The sequence below is a fragment of the Butyricicoccus faecihominis genome (genome assembly GCF_024462775.1).
GTDB lineage: Bacteria > Bacillota > Clostridia > Oscillospirales > Butyricicoccaceae > Agathobaculum > Agathobaculum faecihominis_A.
On record NZ_JANGCE010000017.1, the window covers coordinates 54,352 to 74,920 of the forward strand.

The 20,569-nt window shown below is 57.6% G+C and carries 22 protein-coding genes; 9 read left to right on the plus strand and 13 right to left on the minus strand.

Annotated elements, in window-relative coordinates; translation table 11 throughout:
- Positions 1–39 precede the first annotated feature (39 nt).
- The 3 genes from ndk to NE562_RS10135 form a co-directional block, all read right to left on the minus strand.
- A complete protein-coding gene (gene ndk, locus NE562_RS10125) occupies positions 40–444 on the minus strand; it encodes a nucleoside-diphosphate kinase (RefSeq protein WP_280962297.1) in 405 nt (134 codons plus the stop codon).
- Between the two features lie 77 nt (positions 445–521).
- Positions 522–1,838 (minus strand): DUF4179 domain-containing protein, encoded by a 1,317-nt coding sequence (locus NE562_RS10130; protein WP_280962298.1) that lies wholly within the window; start codon positions 1,836–1,838, stop codon positions 522–524.
- Positions 1,835–2,338, minus strand: a complete 504-nt coding sequence (locus tag NE562_RS10135) for an RNA polymerase sigma factor (RefSeq protein ID WP_280962299.1) — start codon at positions 2,336–2,338, stop codon at positions 1,835–1,837. Before NE562_RS10135 ends, NE562_RS10130 begins: the two co-directional genes overlap by 4 nt.
- A 153-nt stretch (positions 2,339–2,491) precedes the next feature.
- Here NE562_RS10135 and NE562_RS10140 point away from each other — a divergent pair, with 153 nt between their 5' ends.
- Positions 2,492–3,190, plus strand: a complete 699-nt coding sequence (locus tag NE562_RS10140) for a response regulator transcription factor (RefSeq protein ID WP_280962300.1) — start codon at positions 2,492–2,494, stop codon at positions 3,188–3,190.
- Entirely contained in the window at positions 3,174–4,892 is a 1,719-nt protein-coding gene (locus NE562_RS10145) for a sensor histidine kinase (protein ID WP_280962301.1), read from the plus strand. The genes NE562_RS10140 and NE562_RS10145 overlap by 17 nt, the downstream gene beginning before the upstream one ends.
- Positions 4,893–4,914: 22 nt before the next feature.
- On the opposite strand, the gene NE562_RS10150 is transcribed toward NE562_RS10145, so the two are convergent.
- The 9 genes from NE562_RS10150 to NE562_RS10190 all read right to left on the minus strand — a co-directional run bounded on the left by NE562_RS10150 (position 4,915) and on the right by NE562_RS10190 (position 15,584).
- Complete coding sequence (locus tag NE562_RS10150) at positions 4,915–6,345, minus strand: hypothetical protein (protein WP_280962302.1); 1,431 nt, start codon at positions 6,343–6,345, stop codon at positions 4,915–4,917.
- 6 nt (positions 6,346–6,351) lie between these two features.
- The gene (locus NE562_RS10155) at positions 6,352–7,098 is read right to left on the minus strand and encodes a sensor histidine kinase (RefSeq protein WP_280962319.1); all 747 of its coding nucleotides are present in this window, start codon (positions 7,096–7,098) and stop codon (positions 6,352–6,354) included.
- An 80-nt stretch (positions 7,099–7,178) separates the two neighbouring features.
- On the minus strand, positions 7,179–8,762 hold the full coding sequence (locus NE562_RS10160) for a response regulator transcription factor (protein WP_280962303.1): 1,584 nt from the start codon (positions 8,760–8,762) through the stop codon (positions 7,179–7,181).
- 262 nt (positions 8,763–9,024) lie between these two features.
- On the minus strand, positions 9,025–10,002 hold the full coding sequence (locus NE562_RS10165; protein ID WP_280962304.1) for a sugar ABC transporter substrate-binding protein: 978 nt from the start codon (positions 10,000–10,002) through the stop codon (positions 9,025–9,027).
- 70 nt (positions 10,003–10,072) lie between these two features.
- Positions 10,073–11,020: an ABC transporter permease gene (locus NE562_RS10170; protein WP_280962305.1), complete on the minus strand. Its 948-nt coding sequence runs from the start codon at positions 11,018–11,020 to the stop codon at positions 10,073–10,075.
- Between the two features lie 20 nt (positions 11,021–11,040).
- Positions 11,041–12,534: a sugar ABC transporter ATP-binding protein gene (locus NE562_RS10175; RefSeq protein WP_280962306.1), complete on the minus strand. Its 1,494-nt coding sequence runs from the start codon at positions 12,532–12,534 to the stop codon at positions 11,041–11,043.
- 420 nt (positions 12,535–12,954) lie between these two features.
- Positions 12,955–13,569, minus strand: a complete 615-nt coding sequence (locus tag NE562_RS10180; RefSeq protein WP_280962307.1) for a GNAT family N-acetyltransferase — start codon at positions 13,567–13,569, stop codon at positions 12,955–12,957.
- Between the two features lie 61 nt (positions 13,570–13,630).
- Positions 13,631–15,007 (minus strand): MATE family efflux transporter, encoded by a 1,377-nt coding sequence (locus NE562_RS10185; protein WP_280962308.1) that lies wholly within the window; start codon positions 15,005–15,007, stop codon positions 13,631–13,633.
- The gene (locus NE562_RS10190; RefSeq protein ID WP_280962309.1) at positions 14,994–15,584 is read right to left on the minus strand and encodes a TetR/AcrR family transcriptional regulator; all 591 of its coding nucleotides are present in this window, start codon (positions 15,582–15,584) and stop codon (positions 14,994–14,996) included. Before NE562_RS10190 ends, NE562_RS10185 begins: the two co-directional genes overlap by 14 nt.
- Positions 15,585–15,752: 168 nt before the next feature.
- Between NE562_RS10190 and NE562_RS10195 the strand changes: the two genes are divergently transcribed.
- The 5 genes from NE562_RS10195 to NE562_RS10215 all read left to right on the plus strand — a co-directional run bounded on the left by NE562_RS10195 (position 15,753) and on the right by NE562_RS10215 (position 17,900).
- Positions 15,753–15,923, plus strand: coding sequence for an isochorismatase family protein (locus tag NE562_RS10195; RefSeq protein ID WP_280962310.1), 171 nt, complete (start codon positions 15,753–15,755; stop codon positions 15,921–15,923).
- A 19-nt stretch (positions 15,924–15,942) separates the two neighbouring features.
- Complete coding sequence (locus NE562_RS10200) at positions 15,943–16,611, plus strand: class I SAM-dependent methyltransferase (protein ID WP_280962311.1); 669 nt, start codon at positions 15,943–15,945, stop codon at positions 16,609–16,611.
- A gap of 180 nt (positions 16,612–16,791) precedes the next feature.
- Positions 16,792–17,163: a DUF2089 domain-containing protein gene (locus tag NE562_RS10205; RefSeq protein WP_280962320.1), complete on the plus strand. Its 372-nt coding sequence runs from the start codon at positions 16,792–16,794 to the stop codon at positions 17,161–17,163.
- Positions 17,164–17,213: 50 nt separating this feature from the next.
- Complete coding sequence (locus tag NE562_RS10210; protein ID WP_280962312.1) at positions 17,214–17,618, plus strand: SHOCT-like domain-containing protein; 405 nt, start codon at positions 17,214–17,216, stop codon at positions 17,616–17,618.
- A gap of 18 nt (positions 17,619–17,636) precedes the next feature.
- Complete coding sequence (locus tag NE562_RS10215) at positions 17,637–17,900, plus strand: hypothetical protein (protein ID WP_280962313.1); 264 nt, start codon at positions 17,637–17,639, stop codon at positions 17,898–17,900.
- A 56-nt stretch (positions 17,901–17,956) separates the two neighbouring features.
- Here the strand turns inward: NE562_RS10215 and NE562_RS10220 are convergent, their stop codons facing one another.
- The gene (locus NE562_RS10220) at positions 17,957–18,514 is read right to left on the minus strand and encodes a prolyl-tRNA synthetase associated domain-containing protein (protein ID WP_280962314.1); all 558 of its coding nucleotides are present in this window, start codon (positions 18,512–18,514) and stop codon (positions 17,957–17,959) included.
- A gap of 121 nt (positions 18,515–18,635) precedes the next feature.
- On the opposite strand from NE562_RS10220, the gene NE562_RS10225 reads away from it, so the two are divergent.
- Both NE562_RS10225 and NE562_RS10230 read left to right on the plus strand, forming a co-directional pair.
- The gene (locus NE562_RS10225; RefSeq protein WP_280962315.1) at positions 18,636–18,983 is read left to right on the plus strand and encodes a PadR family transcriptional regulator; all 348 of its coding nucleotides are present in this window, start codon (positions 18,636–18,638) and stop codon (positions 18,981–18,983) included.
- Positions 18,970–20,424: an FtsW/RodA/SpoVE family cell cycle protein gene (locus NE562_RS10230; RefSeq protein ID WP_280962316.1), complete on the plus strand. Its 1,455-nt coding sequence runs from the start codon at positions 18,970–18,972 to the stop codon at positions 20,422–20,424. The genes NE562_RS10225 and NE562_RS10230 overlap by 14 nt, the downstream gene beginning before the upstream one ends.
- Positions 20,425–20,569: the final 145 nt, after the last annotated feature.

Consider the following 20,569-nt stretch of genomic DNA (forward strand, 5'->3'; position numbering starts at 1 on the left):
TTGCGGCGGCTTTTTGTTTTTGCGGAGCCGTATCGGCGCTTAGAGGTCGCCGAAAAAGCGGCGGATCTCTATCTCGGCGTTTTCGGGGCTGTCCGAACCGTGGATGATGTTGTAGGTGGTCGAATGCGCGAAGTCGCCGCGGATCGTGCCGGGCTGCGCGTCCTCGAACTTGGTCGGGCCCATCAGCATGCGCAGGCCGCGCACCGCGTTTTCCCCCTCTACAACCATGGCGAGCACGGGGCCGCTAACCATATACGTAACCGTTTCCGGGAAAAAGGGCTTGTCCGCGATGTGGGCGTAATGCTCGCGCAGGATCGCCTCGTCAAGCTGCATGGTCTTCATGTGCGTGATGCGGTAGCCCTTGCGCTCGATGCGGGCCAGAATTTCGCCGCTCAGTCCGCGCTGCAAAGCGTCCGGCTTGAGCATGATATACGTTCTTTCCATGAAAAGCTCCTTCCTTATTGCGTGTATCTCCACTGTAAACGAACGGCGGCTGCTTGTCAAGCGGCGGCGGCTGGTTTTCATAGGGCAATCGATACGGCGGCGTCTTCCGAAAGCGAGAAAACGCGGGTTTGCAGGCGCACATGCGTGAGCCGCCGCAGCTGGTCCGGTGTGAGCGGTTCACGGAAGGATAGGGTGATGTGCACCGAGCCGTCCTGATGGCTCACCGCGGTATCCACATACGAATCAAAAAGCTCCTCTCCGGTTTGATCCGCGGCAACAGGATAAAGGGCGGGGGGAATGGTCATGCCGTCGGGCCGGAAGGTCATCGAAAGGCGGCGGCTGTCCAGCGTAAGCGTTGTAAGCGCGTAGCCGTAAGCATGCAACTCTTTCGGAACGCGGTCGACCGGGATCAGCATACGGTGGAAGTTGCCGTTCTTTTCAGGGCGCAGCGGCACGATGGTCAATTCGGTGAGCGAGGTGAGATCGCCGAGCAGCTCATAGGTAAATCGGTCGGAGACCACATTCGACGCGCGGCGGTATGGGATGCCGTTTCCGTTCTGGTCGCGCAGAGAAAATTCCGGATCCAGATGGCCTGTTCCGCCCAGCGAATCGTGCAGCGTGAGAAAGCAGCCAAGCGGTGAGCGGTCGACCGCTTCCACTGTAATGGTGTGCGAGTAGAAACCGTCGTTCCACTCAAATACAGTGCCGGGGGTGTAATGCTCGCTCGGTACGGTCTGGGCGGCGATATCGAACAACCAGCGCGCGCCGTTGCGGGCGGGATCGGACAGGTCTGTCAGTTCCGTATGTATTTGCAGTTTCGTGCCGGAGGGGATGGGGGTGTCAAGGCTCAGCCGCTCGAGGGCAATCATTTTGTGACTGCCGTCAAGATAGGAAATACAGTCGAGCAGGGAAGTGCCGATGTTTTCACCATTTGCAGTCAGGCGAAAGGACATGCCGACGGCTTGCGCCTGCCAAGTGTCGGGCGCGTTTTTATCGTCCGCAACTATTTCCTGAACAGTCGGCAGCGCCTTGCGGCTTTGAACCGTGTAAAACAGGGTGCAGGTGTTATCGTCCAGCGCGATCTTTTCAATCGTTAGGGTGTAGCCGTTTGCTTTGCCGGTCAGGTCCACATCCTGCGCATACTGTTCATACAGGGCGCCCATCTCCATTTGGCGAAACGGGTCGCGGGCGCTTAGATAGTCGAAGGCGCTCAATACGGCGCAGGCGGTCAGCAAAAGAAGGGCGGCGGCCAGCAGAGCGGCCATATGCGGACGAAACCGGCGGCGCTGCGGCAGGATCGCCAACAAAGAATCGGAGCGCGCGGCAAAGCCGGGCGGCAGCGGGCAGTCTTCATACGCGGCGCGGGCGCGCAGGCGCTCATCAAAATCGTTCATGGCGCATCCTCCTCTAACATGTTTTTGAGTTTGCCGCGCGCGCGGGCGAGACGGGACTTGGCCGTGCCCGTGCGGATGCCCAGCACATGCGCGACTTCGTCAATGGAAAGGCCGTTATAATAATAGAGCGTGACAAGCGCGCGGCTATCCTCCGGCAGGCGGCATACCGCCTCCCACAAATCGGATATCAGCGGCGCTTCCGCTTCGCCCGCATAGGGCGCGAGGTCCTCCACATAGGTGACGCGCGCACCCTTGCGGAACTGATCGCGCGCGCAGTTTACCGTGATTTTGAGCAGCCACGAGGTGGCGGCGCGGTCGTCCCGCAAGCGGCCGAACGCTTGCCATGCGTTCAGCGTCGCTTGGCTGACCGCGTCCTCCGCGTCCGCGTCGCAGGACAAAATAGCGCGGGCGACGCGGAACATGGAACGGCGGTTTTGCTCGATCAACGCGACAAACCGCGCTTGGTGCTCGGCGCGAACGGCCATGCTATTTTGTGCCATGGTGTCACCTCGTTTCTTCATTCCCTGATAACCGTAAGATGCGCACGGCACGCGATTGGTTCCCGTAAGATAGAAGTTTTTTGCAAAGAGTCATCAAAAGGACAGATGGCCGTGTTATACTGGGGGCAGGAAAAAAGAAAGGGGGCCTGCCGAATGGCGTATACGATTTTGCTTGCCGAGGACGAGACCGCGATGCGCGAGGTTATAACCGATTATTTTACCGAGAAAAGCGGCGGCGCGCTGCGGATCGTTCCGGCGGCGGACGGCGGCGAGGCGCTGCGGCAAATCGAGGAAACGACGTTTGACCTGTTGCTGCTCGACATCATGCTGCCGGGAGCGGATGGGTTTACGCTTTGCCGCGCGGCGCGCGAAAAGGGCGACGCGCCCATCCTGTTTGTCACCGCGCGCGAGGACGAGGCGGACAAGCTGCATGGCTACGGGCTGGGCGCGGACGATTATGTGGTAAAGCCATTTTCGCTCGCCGTGCTGTATGCCAAGGTGCAGGCGCTGCTGCGCCGCGCCAAGGGGCTGACCCGGGAAGGCAGGCTGACCGTGGGCGCGCTTACGCTCGACCCGGACAGCGGCACGGTTTTCGCGAACGGCGCGCGGCTCGACCTGCCGCCCAAGGAGTTCGCGCTGCTGCGGCTGCTGATGGAGCAGCGGGGCCAGCTTCTGTCGCGCGAAGCGCTGCTCGTCCGCGTTTGGGGCTGGGATTTTGACGGCACCGACCGCGTGATCGACAGCCATATCAAAAAGCTGAGAAGGGCGCTCGGCCCGTGTGCGGGATATATCAAAACCGTCGTCAAGGCGGGCTACCGGTTGGAGGTGGATGAGGATGAAGGGAAAACATAAGACGTTTTGGGGCTTCTTTTGGCGCGTGTTTGCGGGATTTCTGGCCTTTTGCGTCGCCGCGATGGCGGGATTTACGTATTTGGCGGCGCAGAGACAACGCGAAATGGATATTTCATCCATGTTGATCGGCGCGAATGAGGCCGCGCGCAGTGTTGGAAACGCGCAGCGCTCTGGAGAAATTCATGCTGATGATGAGCGGTTTTCTGATACACTTCAGTCGTTGCTTGCTCGCAAGTATTATGCGGGGGTAGATATCAAGGCAGAGTTAGCGCTGATTCATAAAAATGGGACGCCGGTTATGGCGACCGGGAACTATTGGCGTGTCTCACGTTCCTATCAAAACGATTGCTTTATCGATCTTGACCGCTGGCTAACTGAGGAAGAACAGCGCGCTGTCGTGGGCTTTATGATCGATGAGCGGAATAAATCTTTACAGGGAATGCCGCAAGTGGGAGATATTCGATATGATATGGTAATTGATGGATGGCTGGATGACGTATTCATGATCCCCAGAAAAATTTATACACGCGCGTTTCGAGTGGAAAAAGTGCACGAAACGGGCTATAGTGCATCAGGAACAGGTGAGGAAAAAGTACTGTTTGACCGTGCGCCGGAAGGTGTATCCACAGAAGGTCTCACGTATCAGGAAAAGCTATTTGGTGACAGTGAGATACTGGCCGGCTTATCCGCGGGCCGCAAAAAAATATCGTATGATAATTATGCCGCGCGGAGAGATGATGCCGACCGTCAAGCATTGCGTAAAAAAGTGCAGGAAGCAAAACCGATTGCCAAAAATGAAATGATATATCAGCCGGAGGGGGAATTGGAAAGCATATGGAAGCTACAAATGATTTACCGTCGGCTGCCGGTTGATGCATTTGGCAGTGCGGTACAGGAAAGCCCCTACACCGTCGTATACGGCGCGGTATCCTATCCCCTAAAAACGGCAGTGAAACAGCTGGCGCCGGTTTATGGGCTGTGCTTTGTGATGGTGCTGGTGCTCTCCGCGCTGCTCGCGTGGCGGCTGAACCGGGTGTGGAAAAAGCAAGAGAAGCTGGAACAGGTGCGGCGCGACACGACAAACGCGCTCGCGCACGAGCTGAAAACGCCGCTTGCCGTGCTATCGGCCAGCGCCGAACTGCTGCAAAGCGACTTGGCTGCGGATAAGCGGACGCATTATCTATCCGTCATACAAGAACAGGCCGCGCGGATGGATGGAAGCGTAAAAAAAATGCTCGACCTGTCGCGGCTGGAAGCGGGCGCGGAGCAGTTGCGCCGCGAACCCCTTTCGCTGGCCGCGCTGGCCGAGGATATGCTGTACGCCGCCGCGCCGCTGACCGAGGGCATGGAAACGCGGGTCGTTTCTGACGGGGCGGACGAAGCGTTGGCCGACCGCGCGCTATTGACCCGCGCGCTCGACAGCCTGCTGGGCAACGCGGTTCGCTTTACGCCGGTTGGCGGTCGCATTACCGTGCGCATCGAAAACGGCGTGTGCGCGGTGGAAAACACGGGAGAGCCGATCGGCGAAGATATCCTGCCCCGGCTTTGGATTGCGTATTATCAGGGCGACCCCGCCCGGACGGACGAAGGCACCGGGCTTGGTCTTGCGATTGCAAGAGCGGTTTTTGAGCTGCACGGCTATCCCTTTGGCGCGGAAAACGGCGCGGACGGCCCACGGTTTTGGTTCCGGTTTGGGAAATAGAAGAAAAATGCGGCGCACAAAGCTATTCGTTCAGATAATGCAGACGTTTGAGGAATTCTTTGTTTTCGGTTTTCTCACAGATCGCGTCGATACCCGAGGACACGACCCAAACTGCCATTCCTTTTTGCGCGCAGGTAACCAGCATATCGATAATCATCTCATGGTGCGCCGATTCCTGACCTGCAAACGGGAAAAAGCAGATCAATAGACGCGGGCTCAAAAAGTACCACTTAAAGTAAGAAAACCGCAGCCGCTCGGGCAGCGGCCATTCGCGAAGCGGGCGCAGCAACGCGTCCCTGCTGAACCAGCGGGACGCTTCCTGTAAGATGTTTTCCACCAGATTGCGGTGCATGATATGCCGCCCCGCCTTGGGGAGCAGACAGGTGCACAGATTATCCAGCGCGGTCAAATTGTCAAACAGCACGCCGCTCGGGCGGTCGGGCCGCTCGATCTGTATCCCGATTCGCGTGCCGATCACGCGGGTCAGCTCCGCGTGCTCATATACCTTGCCGTCCAGACAAAACACGCCGCTCAACCAGCTTTTTTTCCCCAAAAAACAGTCGCGGATCTGGGATACCGTGTTGTAATTTTCATCCCGCAAAAAAGCGATCTCTCCGCCGCGAATCTCAAAGCGGAGGGGCGGCATGGCGGGAAAGGTGAGTCCGGATACGGCAAGCACGACCTGTTCGCCGGGCTGTGGTTCAGGCTCATCCACACGGCCGCCGCGCCGCTTCCAGCCTAGAATCTCATACAGGCGGCCGTCGTATTCCTCCGGATAGAGCCGGTAACAGGTCTTCCGGTCCTTAACCACGTCGATTCGGATGGCGTGCCGGTATAAGAATTCCTCGTCCATATCAAAAAGGATCACCGCCGCCCCTTGTTGCAACAGCAGCCGGACGCAGTGCATCAGCTTTTCCAAATCCTTCTGACGCAGGATTTCGGTCAAACGGTCAAGTGCGATCAGCTCGTTTTTCCAGAACCACGCCCGAAAAACAGCGAGCCGGTAATAATCGAGCAGCGAAAGCTCGACCAGCTTTTGCTCCCACGGAAAACCGCACGACATCTGCCGCCGCATGTCCTCCGACTGCGGCGACAGCAACCGCTGGGCCGCGCTTTTCTTTTGCCGCCAGCGAAAGCTTTTATCCAGCGCCAGCACAAAATCCCGCACCGTCAGCTCCTCGGAGTCAAAGCGGTGCCGGTCTATGATCATGCAATGCTGTGCAATATAGCGTTCCAGCTCGATCGAACCGGACCGCCCGCCAAGGGCAAAGACCTTTCCGCCGACGAGGCGCGAATAGCCCTTGAAAATGTCCAAATAGGCCGTGCCCGAGGTCAGGTGGTCGTCTACGTAGACGCCGACGCATTCCCCGCGGGAGATGGCGATATCGAACTGGTAGTCGTCTCCATCGCTCCGAAAACGGCCGTTTTCCACACGGATCAGTTCTTCTTTCATCGGCGTTCATTCCTCCTGCGAGAGCAGCGGCAGCGTCACGCAGCATTCCGTGCCCACGCCAGCCGCGCTGAAAATGCGAAGTCCATAATCCTCCCCGAACATCAGGCGGATGCGGCTGTTGACATTGCGCAGCGCGATGCCGTCCCGCAGCTGCACGCCGATCGGTCCGACGTCCCCGGCAAACGCTTCGTTGAGCCGGGCCACCTGATCCTCGGGCATGCCCACGCCGTCGTCCCGCACGCGGAGGAACAGCGTGTTTTCGCTGTTTTCCACAAGGATGCGGACCGTGCCATGCTCGATCTTTCCCTCCAAGCCATGCGAGACCGCGTTTTCCACCAGCGGCTGTAGGATCAGCTTGGGCATACGCGCTTCCAGCAAGGCTTCGTCGCCGAGCTCCAGCTCCATCGAAACCTTGTCGCCAAAGCGGCAGCGCTGCACGGTGAAATAGTTTTCGGCGTTGTCCAGCTCGTCGGAGAAGGTCACATATTCCTGCAAGTTGGAGATCGTGTAGCGGAAAAAGGTGGCAAGCGCCTCGGTCGTCTCGGCGATCTCCTCGCAGTCCGCGAGCAACGCGTCCGACCGGATCGCTTCGAGCGCGTTGTATAGAAAATGCGGGTTTATCTGGTTTTGCAGCGCCAGATACTCCGCCTGCTTTTGCTGTAGCTTGGCGATCTCCTCGCCGTGCAGACGCGTTTCGATATCCGAAAAGAACGCGCTGAGATCAGGGTCCCGGCTCCAGTCCCTCCGCAGCACGGCTTCCAAGTTTTTGTCGTTCCGATAACGCCTAAGCGCGCTTAACAGCTTCCATCCTGTACGAAACCGCATGGTACCACCTACTTATACAGCTTCTTGTAATCCGACGGGCTGACGCCGGTCGTTTTTTTGAACAGCCGTGAAAAATACTTTAAATCGCGGTAGCCGACCTGTTCGGCCACGTCCTGCACGGACAGCGTATCGCTGCACAGCAGCTCCTTGGATTTGTTGATGCGCAGCTCGGTCAGATAATCCATAAAATTCTGTCCGGTCTCTTTTTTAAATAATACTGAAAAATAAGTGGCGTTGAAGCCGACCGCGCTGCTCACGTCCTCCAGCCGCAGCGCCTGCTGATAGTGCTGTTGGATATAGCGCTTGGCCTCGGTGATCGGGCGGGTCTCGCGCAGCGATTTTTCCTCGCTCAGACGGCGGAGCTGTTCGCAGACGCCCTCCCGCAGCAGAATCAGGATGTCCTGCGGCGCGGCGCAGCGCCAGAAGTTTTCGCGCATGGTTTCCGAGAACCGCGGTTCCACCTTGGCGTTTTGCTGCATACCGTACAGGCTTGTCTCCAGCACCTGCGTAAACCAATCCTCCAGCATCTGTCCATTCAGCGGCTTTCGCGGCACGATCAAGCGGTAGCTGTCCTCCAGCTCCTGCGTAAAGCGTGTTTCGTCCAGATATTCCGCCGCTTCTTGAAATCGCTTTTTATGCGGCGTGTCCATCTGGTACCGCTCGTCAAGCGCGGGTTCCTCGCTTTCCGCATCCCGCCACGGCTGTACGCGACACAGGCGGTCGCGGCAGAGCCAAAGCGCCTCCCGCATGGAGGCTGCCAGTTGCTCCGGGCAGGTCTTGCGGCTGCCCAAGCAGACGGTGCACCGGATTCCCCAAAACAGATCGCGCTGTTTTTCTACCTCTTTTCGGATCTTGGTAAAGCACTGCTTGACCTCGACCGCGCGATAATCGCGCAGATACGTAAGAACGGCTACGCCTTCCCACAGAACGGCGGCCGCGCATTCGTCCGCGAGCGGCTGTATCTCCCGCCGCACGATCTCCAGCGTGTGCTGCATCATGATGCGGTACCCGTCCAGCGATTGGTCCGCATAGGAGATATCCGGCTTGATCAATGCGGCAAAATAGCAGCCCTCGCCAAAGCGCAGGTCGTATTCCGCTTCGGCCTGCTGCGCGGTCAGAAACGGCTGCTGCCGCTCCGCCGCGCTCTTGAGCGCGGCGATGAGAAGGTCCTGCCGGCGCTCGCCGCTCTTTTGCAGATGGTATTCCAGCGCGGTCTCTTCGCCCAGCTTATCCTTCAAGCGAAGCAGTATATCGGAAAGCTCGTCCTGCTTGAGCGGTTTGAGCAGGTAATCCTCCACGCCGTATTTCAGCGCGTTTTGCGCATATTCAAATTGCCGGTATCCGCTGATGACGATGAAATGCAGGCCGGGTTGCAATCCCTTGGCGCGACGAATCAGATCGAGTCCGCTGCAACCCGGCATACGGATATCGGTGATCAGCAGATGCGGCTGCTTTTGCTGCACGAGATCAAGCGCGCGCAGGCCGTCATTGGCCGTGCCGACGACTTCGTAGCCGAGCCCCGCCCAGTCGACCAGCTTCAGCATTAGCGAAATGATCTTTTTCTCATCGTCCGCCAGAACGACCTTTAACATATGCATTCCTCCGGTATTTTTATATGACGATGAGAAAAGGGCGCGTTGCAAAATAAAAGAATTTCCGTATGTCATTCTGAACGAAGTGAAGAATCCCGCGCGAACGCGCGGATCGTACGTTGGTTTCGCGCGTTTGCGCGAGATTCTTCGTCGCTTCGCTCCTCAGAATGACAAGGTATAAAACATTCTTTTATTTTGCAACGCGCCCTTTTCTATACTTATCTTAACACTAGTTTAAAGATTTTTCAACATAGAATGCAGGTTAGGAGAAGTCCGCTACGTTGGATGCGTCGATCCATGTATTGTCGGTGATGATGACGTTGTTGTCCAACTTGCCGCCGCTCAACAGTGTTACCGCCGCCTCGACGCCGTTGGCCGCCATGGCGCCGCCGTTCTGGGAAACGGTGCCGGTGATGCGGCCGTCCAGAATGGCTTCAAAGCCGTCCGGGGTGCCGTCAACGCCGGTGATGATGATGCCGCTGTTCGCGCCCGCCGCGTTGCCCGCGCCGACCGCCATGCCGTCGTTCTCGCAAACGATCGCGTCCAGATCATAGGCAGTCAGCCAGCTCTCTACCGTGGACTGCGCGCTCGCGGTATCCCACTGGCAGTCTGCCGGGGCGACGACCTGCACGATGTCAGGGTAGTTCTTGAGCACGTTTTCGTAGCCTTCCATGCGCTGCAAGCCGCCCGAGTCGCCGGACGGGCCGGTCAGGATGGCGATGTTGCCCTTGCCGCCGAGCAGGTCGGCAACGTGTTGCATCTCGGTCTCGCCGGCCTTGACGTTATTGCCGTAGGAAACAGCGGCGATGCCGTTGGCTTCCCAATCGGTGCAAGCCGAAACGATGTTGATGACGACAACGCCCGCGTCCGCGGCGTTCTTCGACGCGTCGCCCAGTCCGTCGGGATCGACAGGCTCAAACAAGATCGCGTTATAGCCCTCGGACACGCACTGCTCGATCTGGCTGATCTGGGTCGCGGCGTCCTGATCCGCGCTGAGGATGGTCAGGTCGACGCCCAGTTCCTTGGCCTTGGCCTCGGCGGCCTCGGTCAGCTCGATCTGGAAGGCGTTGGTCTGGTGCTGCTGGATCAGCGCGATTTTGTACGCGTCGCCGCCCTTGTCGGCGTCCGCGCTCGGTTCGGCGTCGCCCTTCGTCTCGCCGGACGCGTCGTTACCGCAGCCCGCCATGGTCAGGACCATCGTGCCGGCCATCAGCATGGCCAGAAATCTTTTTTTGCTCATTTTTCTCTTCCTCCTTAAGAAGCATATATGATAAGAGCGGAGCGCCCCGCGCCCCTGCTCTTAACATCCGTCAGTTTTTCTTTCCCTTGCCCTTTACGTCGATGAGGACCGCCAGCACGATGATCGCGCCCTTAACGATCTTCTGCCAGTGCGAGGATACGCCCATGATATCGAGACCGTTGGCAATGATGGTGATCAGCAGGCAGCCGACTACCACGCCCCACGGCTTGCCGACGCCGCCCACCATGGAAACGCCGCCGACGACGCACGCGGTGATCGCGTCCATCTCGTAGCTTTCCGCCGCGGTCGGCTGGCCAATCGTCACGCGGGATGTCATCAAAAAGCCGCTCAGACCGGCCAGCAGGCCGGCGATAGCGAACGTGGAAATGCGGATCATCGTTGTGTTGATACCCGAAACGCGCGCGGCTTGCAGGTTGCCGCCGCAGGCATAGACCCGGCGGCCGTATACCGTTTTGGCCAAAACGAACGAGCAGATTAGGATGACGACGACCAGAAAGACCGCCAGCATCGGCACGCCGAAGAGCGAGCTTGCGGCGACCTCGCGATATTGCTTGCTGATGCCGGTGATCGGCTTGCCGTTGGAGGTTAGCAGCGCGAGGCCGCGCACGGCGGTCATGGTGCCGAGCGTCATGATGAACGGCGGTAGGTCGCCGATCGCCACGCCCACGCCGTTTACCAGACCGACCGCGAGACCGGCCAACATCGCCACGACCAGCGGCACAATCAGCGGATACTGCCCCTGACCGAGCATGGCGGCGAGAATGCCGGTGAACGCGACCGTAGAGCCGACGGACATATCAAAGCCGCCCGCGATGATGACGAACATCATACCGAACGCCAAAATGCCGTTGATCGACGCTTGCTTTAGAATATTAACCAGATTGCCCGGCTGGATAAAGCTCGGCTTGAGGCAGGTCAATACAATGATCAGCGCGATAAAAATCACGAAGATGAAGTATTCGCTGATCAGCGCCTTTGCATTTTTCTTCTGTTTCATAGTTTCCCCTTCCTTATATCTCATACCTCGATGGCGGAGGCCAGCGCCATAATGCGCTCCTGCGAGAACTCGCCCCGCTTGACCTCGCCGGACAGATTGCCCTCGCACATGACCATGATCCTGTCGCACACGCCCATCAGTTCCGGTATTTCGGACGAGATCATGACGACTGCCTTGCCTTGCTGTACGAGTTTGCCGAGCAGCAGATAGATGTCGCGCTTGGCGCCGACGTCGATGCCGCGGGTCGGCTCGTCCAGAATGATGATATCGGGATCATTCAGCAGCCATTTGGCGATAACGACTTTTTGCTGGTTGCCGCCGGACAGGTTGCCGACGATCTGGTCGCCGGAAGGAGTTTTGATATTGAGTTTTTTGATGTAGTCCAGCGATGCGCTGCGCGCCTTGTTCTTGTTGTAAAGGCCGTGGCAGAGCAGCTTGCGGATGGCCACCATGGCAATATTGTCGCCCACCGTGCCGCTCAGGTTCAGACCGGTGCCCTTGCGGTCCTCGGTGATGAGCGCGACGCCCTCTTTAATGATATCGCTTGGCGAATGTACGTGAACCTGCTTGCCCTTTATATAGATTTCGCCGCCCGACAGCGCGTGAATGCCGAACAGTCCCTCGACCAGCTCGCTGCGCCCCGCGCCGACCAGACCGCCAATGCCAAGAATCTCGCCCTTGCGGACGGAAAAGCTGACGCCCTTGACCTTGCGATCCGCACGGACGATGTTTTTAGCCTCTAAAACGACCTCGCCGATCTGCGCTTCCAGCTTGGGGAACACGTCGGTGATCTCGCGGCCGACCATCATCTTAATGAGCTGTGCTTCGTTCAAATCCTTCGTGTCGCCGGAACCGATATACTGGCCGTCGCGGTATACGCTGACGCGGTCGCAGATGGAAAAGATCTCGTCCATGCGGTGGGAGATGTAAATGATCGCGACGCCCATTTCGGCAAGCTTGCGGATGTGGCCAAACAGCAGTTCGACCTCGCGCTCGCTGATCGCCGCGGTTGGCTCGTCCATGATGATGACCTTCGCATTGACGGAGATCGCCTTGATGATCTCGATCAGCTGGCACTGCGCGACTGTCAGTTTCCGCAGCATTTCCTCGGGCGAAACATGCAGGCCGCTCTCTTCGATCAGCTTTCGTGCCTGCTCGATCTCCGCCTTTTTGTCTACCAGTCCATTTTTGCGGATCTCACGCCCGACAAAAATGTTTTCATACACGGACATATCAAGGATCGGATTGAGTTCCTGATGGATCATGGCAACGCCAAGATCCATTGCCTCCTTCGGGCTTGAAGCCTTGTAGGGCTTTCCGTTAAAGAGGATTTCGCCGCCGTCGTCCTTGGTGTACATGCCCATCAGAATTTTCATCAGCGTCGATTTGCCCGCACCGTTTTCGCCCATCAGTGCGTGCACTTCGCCGGGTTTTACCCGAAGCTGAACATGATCAAGCGCTTTTACGCCGGGAAATGTTTTGCTGATATCTTTCATTTCCAGTATATACTCCATGCATTTATCCCTCCTCACGCCTCTTTTTGTTATTATTTTATCAAACGGAAAACACTTCGGGAACATCGATTTTTTGCATCAGGGGGGACATTTTTTGGGGATTTTACAAATCTGTCACTTTAACAAAAAACGTGTTTGTTCTGTTGTGCAGTTTGTCTATGGCAGTCAGGCGGTGTGGAAACAGCGATAAAGCACAATTTCCGTAAAATAAAAAACTGTTGCAAAAAAGGAAGGCCCCCGAATGTCATTCTGAACGAAGTGAAGAATCCCGCGCGAACGCGCGTTTCCAGTGTAAATTCCGCGCGTTCGCGCGAGATTCGTCGCTTCGCTCCTCAGAATGACAAAATCGGTAGCATTCTTCGTTTTGCAACAGTTTTCTATTCACTTGTGGGAATTTATTTTACAGCCCCTCAGTGTTTGTTAGAGGAACTGTCCCGGCAGTACGTGCTTATCGCGGGGCGGAAAGGTAGCGTCAAACGCGTCAATCGCGGCGGGCGGAGTGTCAAAATAGGCTTCGCTCTCACGGAGAACGCCGGAAACGCCGGCGAGCGCGCCGGGCTGCAATTCGAGCGCCATCAGCGGATCGGGCGATTGGCCCTCCGCGTCCGTGATGCCGAAAACGCGCGCCCGCTGAAAGCCGAAGCGCGGGTAATAATCCGGCCAGCCGCACACGGCAACGGCAGGGTAGCCCAGTTCCCCGGCGAGGGCCAGTGAATGGCGTATCAACGCGGCGCCTACGCCGGATTTCTGGCGATCGGGCCGCACGCTCAGCGGGCCGAAGAGAATCAAAGGGAACTCCGTGCCGTTCGCCCGCACGATGGCGGCGCGGCTGTAGGCAATGTGGCCGACGATCCCGCCGTTTTGCTCGGCGACAAGGCTGAGTTCCGGGATAAAATCCGGGTGCTTGCGCAGCTGGTGCAGAATATAGTGCTCCACACAGCCGGGGCGAAAAACGTCCCAAAACGCGTCGCGCGTCAGTGCGTCCACGGAGCGCTCGTCTGCCGGGCGTTCCGGACGGATGGTCAGATCATTCATGGTTTCATTCCTTTTATTTTATAAAATGTTAAGCCCAGTATAGGCGGCGTGCGCGCGGCTGTCAAGCGTCTTGCCCCACCACGCCCAGCTTGGCAAGATGAACGAGCACGGGCGCGGTCAATACGAGAGAGAGGATGAAGGAGCACACATCGGATATGGGCTGGCAGTAGATTACGCCCGTAAGCCCCAACAGGCGCGGCAGCACCAGCACCAGCGGAATGAAGAACAGCCCCTGCCGCGCGGCGGCGACCACGCTGGCCCGCACGGTGAACGCGATGTTTTGCAGCAGCATGTTGCACAGAATGACATAGCCCAGCAGCGGGAACGACAGGCACTGCCAGCGCAGCGTCGCCGCGCCGATGCGGATGACCTCCGCGTCGTCCGCGCGGAACAGGGCAATGAGCTGCGGGGCGAACATCGCGCCGAGCACCGCCAGTACAACGAGCAAAACACTGGACACGCGCACACAGAACCAGAAGCCGCGCGTGACGCGGTCATACCGCTTGGCGCCGTAATTGAAGCCGCATACCGGCTGGTAGCCCTGACCGAAGCCGATCAGCGCCGAGGACGCGAACTGGGTGACGCGGGTGACCACGCTCATCGCCGCGATCGCCGCGTCGCCAAAGGGACGGGCGGCGGTGTTCAGGCAGGTGATGGCGATGCTAGCAAGACCCTGCCTGCACAGACTGGGCACGCCGCCGCCCGCGATGGCGAGAAAGCGCGCGGGACTGGGCGAAAACAGCTTCAGCCGGATCGGAATGCCGCCCGAATGCTCCACGCCCCACAATAGCAGCAGAAAGCTGACCAGCTGGCTCAAGATCGTGGCGATGGCCGCGCCCGCCACGCCCATATGAAAGGCAAAGATAAACAGCGGATCGAGCGCGATATTCAAAATACCGCCCGATACCAGACCGATCATGGCGTAGGTCGCGTTGCCCTGCAAGCGCAACTGGTTGTTCAAAACGAGCGCGGCGGTCATATACGGCGCGCCGAGCAGGATAAAGCGCATATAGGAGATCGCGTGCGGGAAGATCGTATCCGTCGCGCCGAGTAGATGACACAGCGGGTTTTGAAACACAAGACCAAGAGCCAGAATAAGCGCCCCCGCCATCAGTGCAGAAAAAAAGCCAGTGGAGGCCATGCGTTCGGCTTCTTCTTCATGCTGCGCGCCCAGTTGGCGCGAAATATAGTTGCCCGAGCCTTGACCGAAGAAAAAGCCGATCGCCTGAATGAGCGCCATCAGCGGAAAGATAACGCCGACCGCGCCGGTCGCGCTGGTGCTGAGCTTGCCGACGAAAAAGGTATCCGCCATATTGTAAAACGAGGTGATCAGCATGCTGATAATGGTGGGCACCGCCATTTTGCAGATGAGCGGTTCCACCGGCGCTTCGGTCATTTGCCGGAATTTACGCGCTTGCGCGTCTTCATTTTGCGCCATGTTCGGCGGCCTCCTTTGCTGCGTTTTCGATCTGCGTACATAATTGCGCAACGGCAAAGCCGTAGCTTTCTTCGGCTTCCACCGCGCGGCGGAAAAAACCCGCCGCTTCCAGCGAGACAAAGCCGTGCAGCACGCTGCGCATCAGGCGGGAAAAGTGCACCTGCTTTTGCTCGGTCAGGCCATAAGGGGCCAGCACGCGGCGAAATAGCTGCATATAGCTGTTTTTCAGTTCGTCCAGCCGGTTATCGGCAAAGCCCGGCAGGCCGAGCATGGCCTTGTACAGCTGCGGCTGTTCGCGCGCAAAGCAGCGGTAGCAGGCGGCAAGGGCGCGCAGCGCGTCCGTCCCCGTCTTGCCCTCCATGGCGCTTTCGAGCGATCCCATCAGGCGCTCCAGCGCGCGCTCGGACAGGCGCGCGTTTAGTTCAGGCAGACCCTGCAAGTGGTTGTAAAGCGAGGCTGTTTTCACGCCGAGTGCGCCTGCCAGTTCGTGCAGCGTGATATTTTCCAGCCCCTTTTGTTCGACGAGCGCGGCCGCGGCGTCGACGATCCGGTCGCGGCTCAGGCCTTTTTTAGACATGGGGGTTCCTCCAAACTAACAGTGTTCGTTTCTATATCCAGCATAAACTAATGGTATTAGTTTGTCAAGCATCCGCAGTGACAGGATGGACAGGCAGGCCGCCTTGTGATAGGATAAAAGAAACAAAAAAAGCTGAGGCTTGCAAACGGGAGACATAGAGGGGATGTCGTGAAAGCGCTGCTTGTGATCGATGTGCAGCAAGGCTATATGGAACAGTATGCCCCGGCGCTGCTGCAAGAAATCAACCGGTGCATCGAAGCGGCACAGCAAACCGGTGTGCCGGTCGTCTATATCAAAAATGTAAGGCGGCTGCAAAGCGTAGGCGTGGAGCCGGCCTGAAACGGGGGAGGCATGACCGATGAACGACAATGGTTCCGCGTTCAACGCGGCGGATTATGACAGCGAGATCGGGCGCACCCTGCCGTATCAGGATGAGTTTTATAAGCAGGCCGTGGATGCCGTGCGGCACTGCCGAACGGGCGCGGTCAGTTGGCTCGACGTGGGGTGCGGCACGGGCAAAATGGCACAAGCGGCCTTGGGGCAAGTGCCGCTAGACCGGTTTGTGTTTTGCGATAGCTCCGCCGCCATGCTGGAACGCGCAAAGGCTCGATTGGCATTTCCGGGCGCGTCGTTTTTTAGGGCGGATGTGCGCGAACTGCCGTTTAAAAATGAGTTCGACGTTGTGACCGCCATTCAGGTCAACCACTATTTGCAAAAGGAGGAGCGCGTTGCGGCGCTTATGGCATGCCATGGGGCCTTGCGGGAGGGCGGCGTTCTGATCAGCTTTGAAAACTTTGCGCCGGACGGCGAACAGATGGAACGGATTTATCTGGAACGGTGGCGGTCGTACCAACTCGCGCAGGGGAAAAGCCATGAGGAATGCGAAAGCCATATGGCCAGATACGGAAAAGCGTATTTCCCCATTCCGCTTTCCGAACATTTCGCGGCGCTGCGCTGCTGCGGTTTCCGTGCGGTGGAGATTCTATGGCTCTCCTACATGCAAGTAGGGTTTCTGGCAATCAAATAAAAAAGGACGGAAAACCCCGCAGGCTTAGGGGTTTTTCGTCCTTTTTATGTAAATTTTATATAATATATGATTGGAAAATTAAGATTTTTAATATAGATATTAATTATTTTAATTTTTGTATTGACATTATTGACTCATGGGTTTATATTATAGATATCAAGAGGAAAGAACGTGATCGCGATGTATCAGGTGATCAGCCACTGTCCGGTGTGCGGAAAAAGGCTGAAGGTCGTCAAGCTGCAATGTGAAAACTGTGATACGGCCATAGAAAATGATTTTGCCCTAAGCAAGTTCGATTATCTCGCGGCGGAAGACCTGTTTTTTGCGGAAACCTTTTTGAAATGCCGCGGCAACATTAAGGAAGTAGAAAAGGAACTGAAAATTTCCTACCCGACCGTCCGCTCCCGGCTGGACGATATCATTCGCAAGCTGGATGGAAAGCCGGTCGCGCCGTCGCCCGCCGCTTCACGCAAAAAGGACATTCTGGGCGCGCTGGAAAACGGAGAGATCACCCCGGCGGAAGCGCTGGAGCAGTTAAAGCAGAATAAGTAACGCTTGCCCTGCGTTCGCGGACGCAGGCGCGTGGAAACGAGGTTATGAATATGGATGAAAAAATAAGGATCCTGAAAATGGTGGAGGAAGGCAAGCTTTCCGCCGAGCAGGCCGTTGATTTAATCGACGCGCTGGGCGAACCCGCGCCCGCGGCGGAGGAATTCGGAGCGGCAATGCCCGCCGTATCGGACGCGGCGCCTTATGAAAATAAAATGCTGCGCGTCGTTGTGGACAGCACGACGGGAGATAAGGTCAATGTACAGCTGCCGGTAAAGATCATCCGTCAAGTACTCAAGGTGACCGGCAAGCTGCCGATCAAAAATGAAGAGCTGCAAGGCATTGATCTGGACGCGCTGACCACCGCCATACTGGAATGCTTGGATAATGAAACGCTTGGCAACATCGTGGAGGTATCCGCGGCGGACGGTACCACGGTTCGCGTATTCATCGGATAAGACCGGGAGGATCGGCGCATGCGCATTATTGTCCGTTCCGAAGGGGTGAATTTGTGGCTGCCCGTTCCGCTGTCTCTGGCAAGCGCGGCGGTCGCGCTCCTGCCGGAGACCCTCTTTGCGGATATGCGGAGATCGGTCCCGCCGCCCTATGACGAGCTTTTGACCAAGCGTTACTTGCGTGAACTGGTGCGGGAGTGCTTGTCCGTTTTGAAGCAGTACAAAAAACTGGAGATTGTCCACGTGGAAGCTGCGGACGGAACGTTTGTATCCATCCGTCTATAACGGCATAAAAGAGCGTCTGGAAATGGGATTTACCATTTCCAGACGCTCTTTTATGCTTATAAGGACACGTAGGTGGGATCGTGCCGCAGGGCGGGCAGGATCTTTTCCAGCAGATCGCTCGTCGCAATGCGAAGGGACGAGGTGTTCCGGCACGGATGGCAGCCGATAAAGGGGCGACCCTCCACCACGTCGCGGTCGATCACAAGACGGACCGTGTTATCCGGATCATTCAGCAGGCCAAGCACGGAGACCGAGCCGGGCGTTACGCCTAAGTATTCTTCCATCGGCTCCGGGCCCGCGAATGACAGCCGCGAAATACCAAGCTGTGCGGAAAGCTCTTTGGTGCGAAACTCCTTGTCGCCCGGCATTAAAAGCAGGTAAAACTGCGTTTTCTGTCGGTTGCACAGAAACAGGTTTTTGCAGATGTCGGTACCCAGCCGCGCTTCCACGGCGGCGCAGCACTCGATTGAGGGCGCTTCGTCATGATCGAGGCGGAAAAAGGGTACGCCCAGCCGGTCAAGCAGGTCATAGCAGGCGATCTCGCGCGGGTCGCGGCCGGTGCAGTCCGCCGGGCGGCCTTCATATAAGATGGGATCGATCGTAAATGCGGACATGGGGAACTTCCTCCGTTTTTCTTTTACAATACGCCCGGCGGACGGACTTGTCAAGGGTTGACTTGTATCGATGATCGATATATAATGCATATATCGGACATCGATATAAGGAGGATAGACCATGGGCATTGATAAAAGCTTGCTCGCGGGCAGTACCGTACTATTGGTGCTGCGCCTGTTGGAGGAAGAGGATTTGTACGGCTACCAAATGATCGACCGCTTGCGCGAGCGGTCGGACGATACCTTTGCGTTTAAGGCGGGCACGCTTTACCCGCTGCTGCACACGCTGGAAACGCAGGGCGCGGTGCAGAGCTATGTTTGCGCTTCGGCGGATAACCGGACGCGCAAATATTACCACCTGACGGAGCAGGGCCGGGCGCGCCTTGCCGAAAAGACCGAGGAATGGCGCCGCTTTTCCGGCGCGGTGAACCACGTGCTGAAGGGGGGTGAAAGCCATGCGTTTGCCTGACCCTGTGCGAAACGGCCTAACGCGCCTGCTGGAACGCGACGCGGCGGCGCGCGGCGAACAGCCGCCCGCGTTGCCGGAAGTATCCCCGCCGTCTCAGAAGCATCCGCTGCCCGCGCGGCTGGCGCTGTGGCTGAACGATGCGACCGGACAAATGCGCTGGAAGCGCGCCAGACCCTACGCGGCGGACGAGCTGGCCGGCCACCTGACCGATCAGTACGAAGCGTTCCGCGACCAAGGGATGGATGAAGCGCACGCTGCCGAAGCGACCATACGCGAAATGGGCGACGCGGTGGAGACCGGCACCGCGTTGGACCGCGCGTGGCGGCCCGCGCCCGACTGGGTGATGCTGGGGCTGGTGCTTGGCGTGGCGGTGGCTGGCATCATGTTGCAATATCTACTGCACACCATTTGGCCGGATGCGGGCGGGCCGTCTCCCACACTTTTGCGGCAAGTGATCGCCTATCTGGCAGGCGCCGTATGCTTGTTTGCCGGTTATTTTCTTGATTATACATGGCTGGGTAGGCACGCCAAGACTACCTATGTCGTTTGGTTGCTTGCTACAGTGGGGGCGATCTTCATATCGCCAATGGCGAATGGAAAGCTGCTTTACCCGGAGTATGCCGTATGGATGTTTCCAGCGGTGTTTGCAGCCATGCTGTATGCACAGCGCGGCAAAGGCACAAAAGGCGTGGCCGTTTGCATGGTCATCATGCTGCCGATGGTCGTTACGGCGTTTATCGTTCCGACTCTTACCGCTATCGTAACGTTAGGGTTGGTTTGCACCGCGTTACTATGCAGCGCTGTGTGGCAGGGATATTTCAGCGGCAATCGCAAGCGGCAGCTCGTTTTGGCACTGTCGCCCGTGGCCCTGTTCGCAGTGTACATGGGGTGGCGTATTTGCACCAATGCCCATGTACGGGAACGTATGATGGTGGCGTTTTATCCGGCGCTGGATATTGATAATCGCGGCTATATGGGTGCAACGATATGGGAAGCGTTATTCGGCGGGATCGTTGCGCCGGAAATGAGTGAAAGAAGGCTGAACTATTATCGCGCGGATACGAGCGATTTTATGCTCACTGCGGTGAAAATGCAATGGGGCTGGCTTGCGTTCGCGCTGGTACTAACCGTAGTGTTGGTACTGTTGGCGCGGGGCTTTCAGCTGGCGCACCGGCAGGGCGGCGTGCTCGCCAAAATGATGAGCTGGGCGATCATGCTGACGTTTGCGTGCCAGACCATGGCTTATGTGTTGCAGAATTTCGGCATTATTCTTTTCGCGGCCTACGGTCTGCCGCTGTTTTCCTATGGCGGCCTGTATTTGTGCCAGACCATGCTATTGTTCGGCCTGCTGCTATCCACGCGGCGCACGGGACAAATCGAGAGCGGTGCAAAACCGGTGCGCATCGGGCGGAAAGCCCATCAGGCGCGCGGCGTTCGGTAAAACCGCAAAATGTGTTAAAAATGTGTTATAATAAGGGACGATGTAAAAAATCGTCCCTTATTCAGCTTGTCAAAGAACCTTTCGCGCCGTAGCGCGCATAAAATAGGATTTTGCCGTTTGCGGCAAAATCCATAAAAACCGGGAG

Coding starts and splice junctions, on each gene's coding strand:
- ndk (WP_280962297.1), bottom strand. CDS start 444: ATGGAAAGAACGTATATCATGCTCAAGCCGGACGCTTTGCAGCGCGGA.
- NE562_RS10130 (WP_280962298.1), bottom strand. CDS start 1,838: ATGAACGATTTTGATGAGCGCCTGCGCGCCCGCGCCGCGTATGAAGAC.
- NE562_RS10135 (WP_280962299.1), bottom strand. CDS start 2,338: ATGGCACAAAATAGCATGGCCGTTCGCGCCGAGCACCAAGCGCGGTTT.
- NE562_RS10140 (WP_280962300.1), top strand. CDS start 2,492: ATGGCGTATACGATTTTGCTTGCCGAGGACGAGACCGCGATGCGCGAG.
- NE562_RS10145 (WP_280962301.1), top strand. CDS start 3,174: ATGAAGGGAAAACATAAGACGTTTTGGGGCTTCTTTTGGCGCGTGTTT.
- NE562_RS10150 (WP_280962302.1), bottom strand. CDS start 6,345: ATGAAAGAAGAACTGATCCGTGTGGAAAACGGCCGTTTTCGGAGCGAT.
- NE562_RS10160 (WP_280962303.1), bottom strand. CDS start 8,762: ATGTTAAAGGTCGTTCTGGCGGACGATGAGAAAAAGATCATTTCGCTA.
- NE562_RS10165 (WP_280962304.1), bottom strand. CDS start 10,002: ATGAGCAAAAAAAGATTTCTGGCCATGCTGATGGCCGGCACGATGGTC.
- NE562_RS10170 (WP_280962305.1), bottom strand. CDS start 11,020: ATGAAACAGAAGAAAAATGCAAAGGCGCTGATCAGCGAATACTTCATC.
- NE562_RS10175 (WP_280962306.1), bottom strand. CDS start 12,534: ATGGAGTATATACTGGAAATGAAAGATATCAGCAAAACATTTCCCGGC.
- NE562_RS10180 (WP_280962307.1), bottom strand. CDS start 13,569: ATGAATGATCTGACCATCCGTCCGGAACGCCCGGCAGACGAGCGCTCC.
- NE562_RS10185 (WP_280962308.1), bottom strand. CDS start 15,007: ATGGCGCAAAATGAAGACGCGCAAGCGCGTAAATTCCGGCAAATGACC.
- NE562_RS10190 (WP_280962309.1), bottom strand. CDS start 15,584: ATGTCTAAAAAAGGCCTGAGCCGCGACCGGATCGTCGACGCCGCGGCC.
- NE562_RS10200 (WP_280962311.1), top strand. CDS start 15,943: ATGAACGACAATGGTTCCGCGTTCAACGCGGCGGATTATGACAGCGAG.
- NE562_RS10205 (WP_280962320.1), top strand. CDS start 16,792: ATGTATCAGGTGATCAGCCACTGTCCGGTGTGCGGAAAAAGGCTGAAG.
- NE562_RS10210 (WP_280962312.1), top strand. CDS start 17,214: ATGGATGAAAAAATAAGGATCCTGAAAATGGTGGAGGAAGGCAAGCTT.
- NE562_RS10215 (WP_280962313.1), top strand. CDS start 17,637: ATGCGCATTATTGTCCGTTCCGAAGGGGTGAATTTGTGGCTGCCCGTT.
- NE562_RS10220 (WP_280962314.1), bottom strand. CDS start 18,514: ATGTCCGCATTTACGATCGATCCCATCTTATATGAAGGCCGCCCGGCG.
- NE562_RS10225 (WP_280962315.1), top strand. CDS start 18,636: ATGGGCATTGATAAAAGCTTGCTCGCGGGCAGTACCGTACTATTGGTG.
- NE562_RS10230 (WP_280962316.1), top strand. CDS start 18,970: ATGCGTTTGCCTGACCCTGTGCGAAACGGCCTAACGCGCCTGCTGGAA.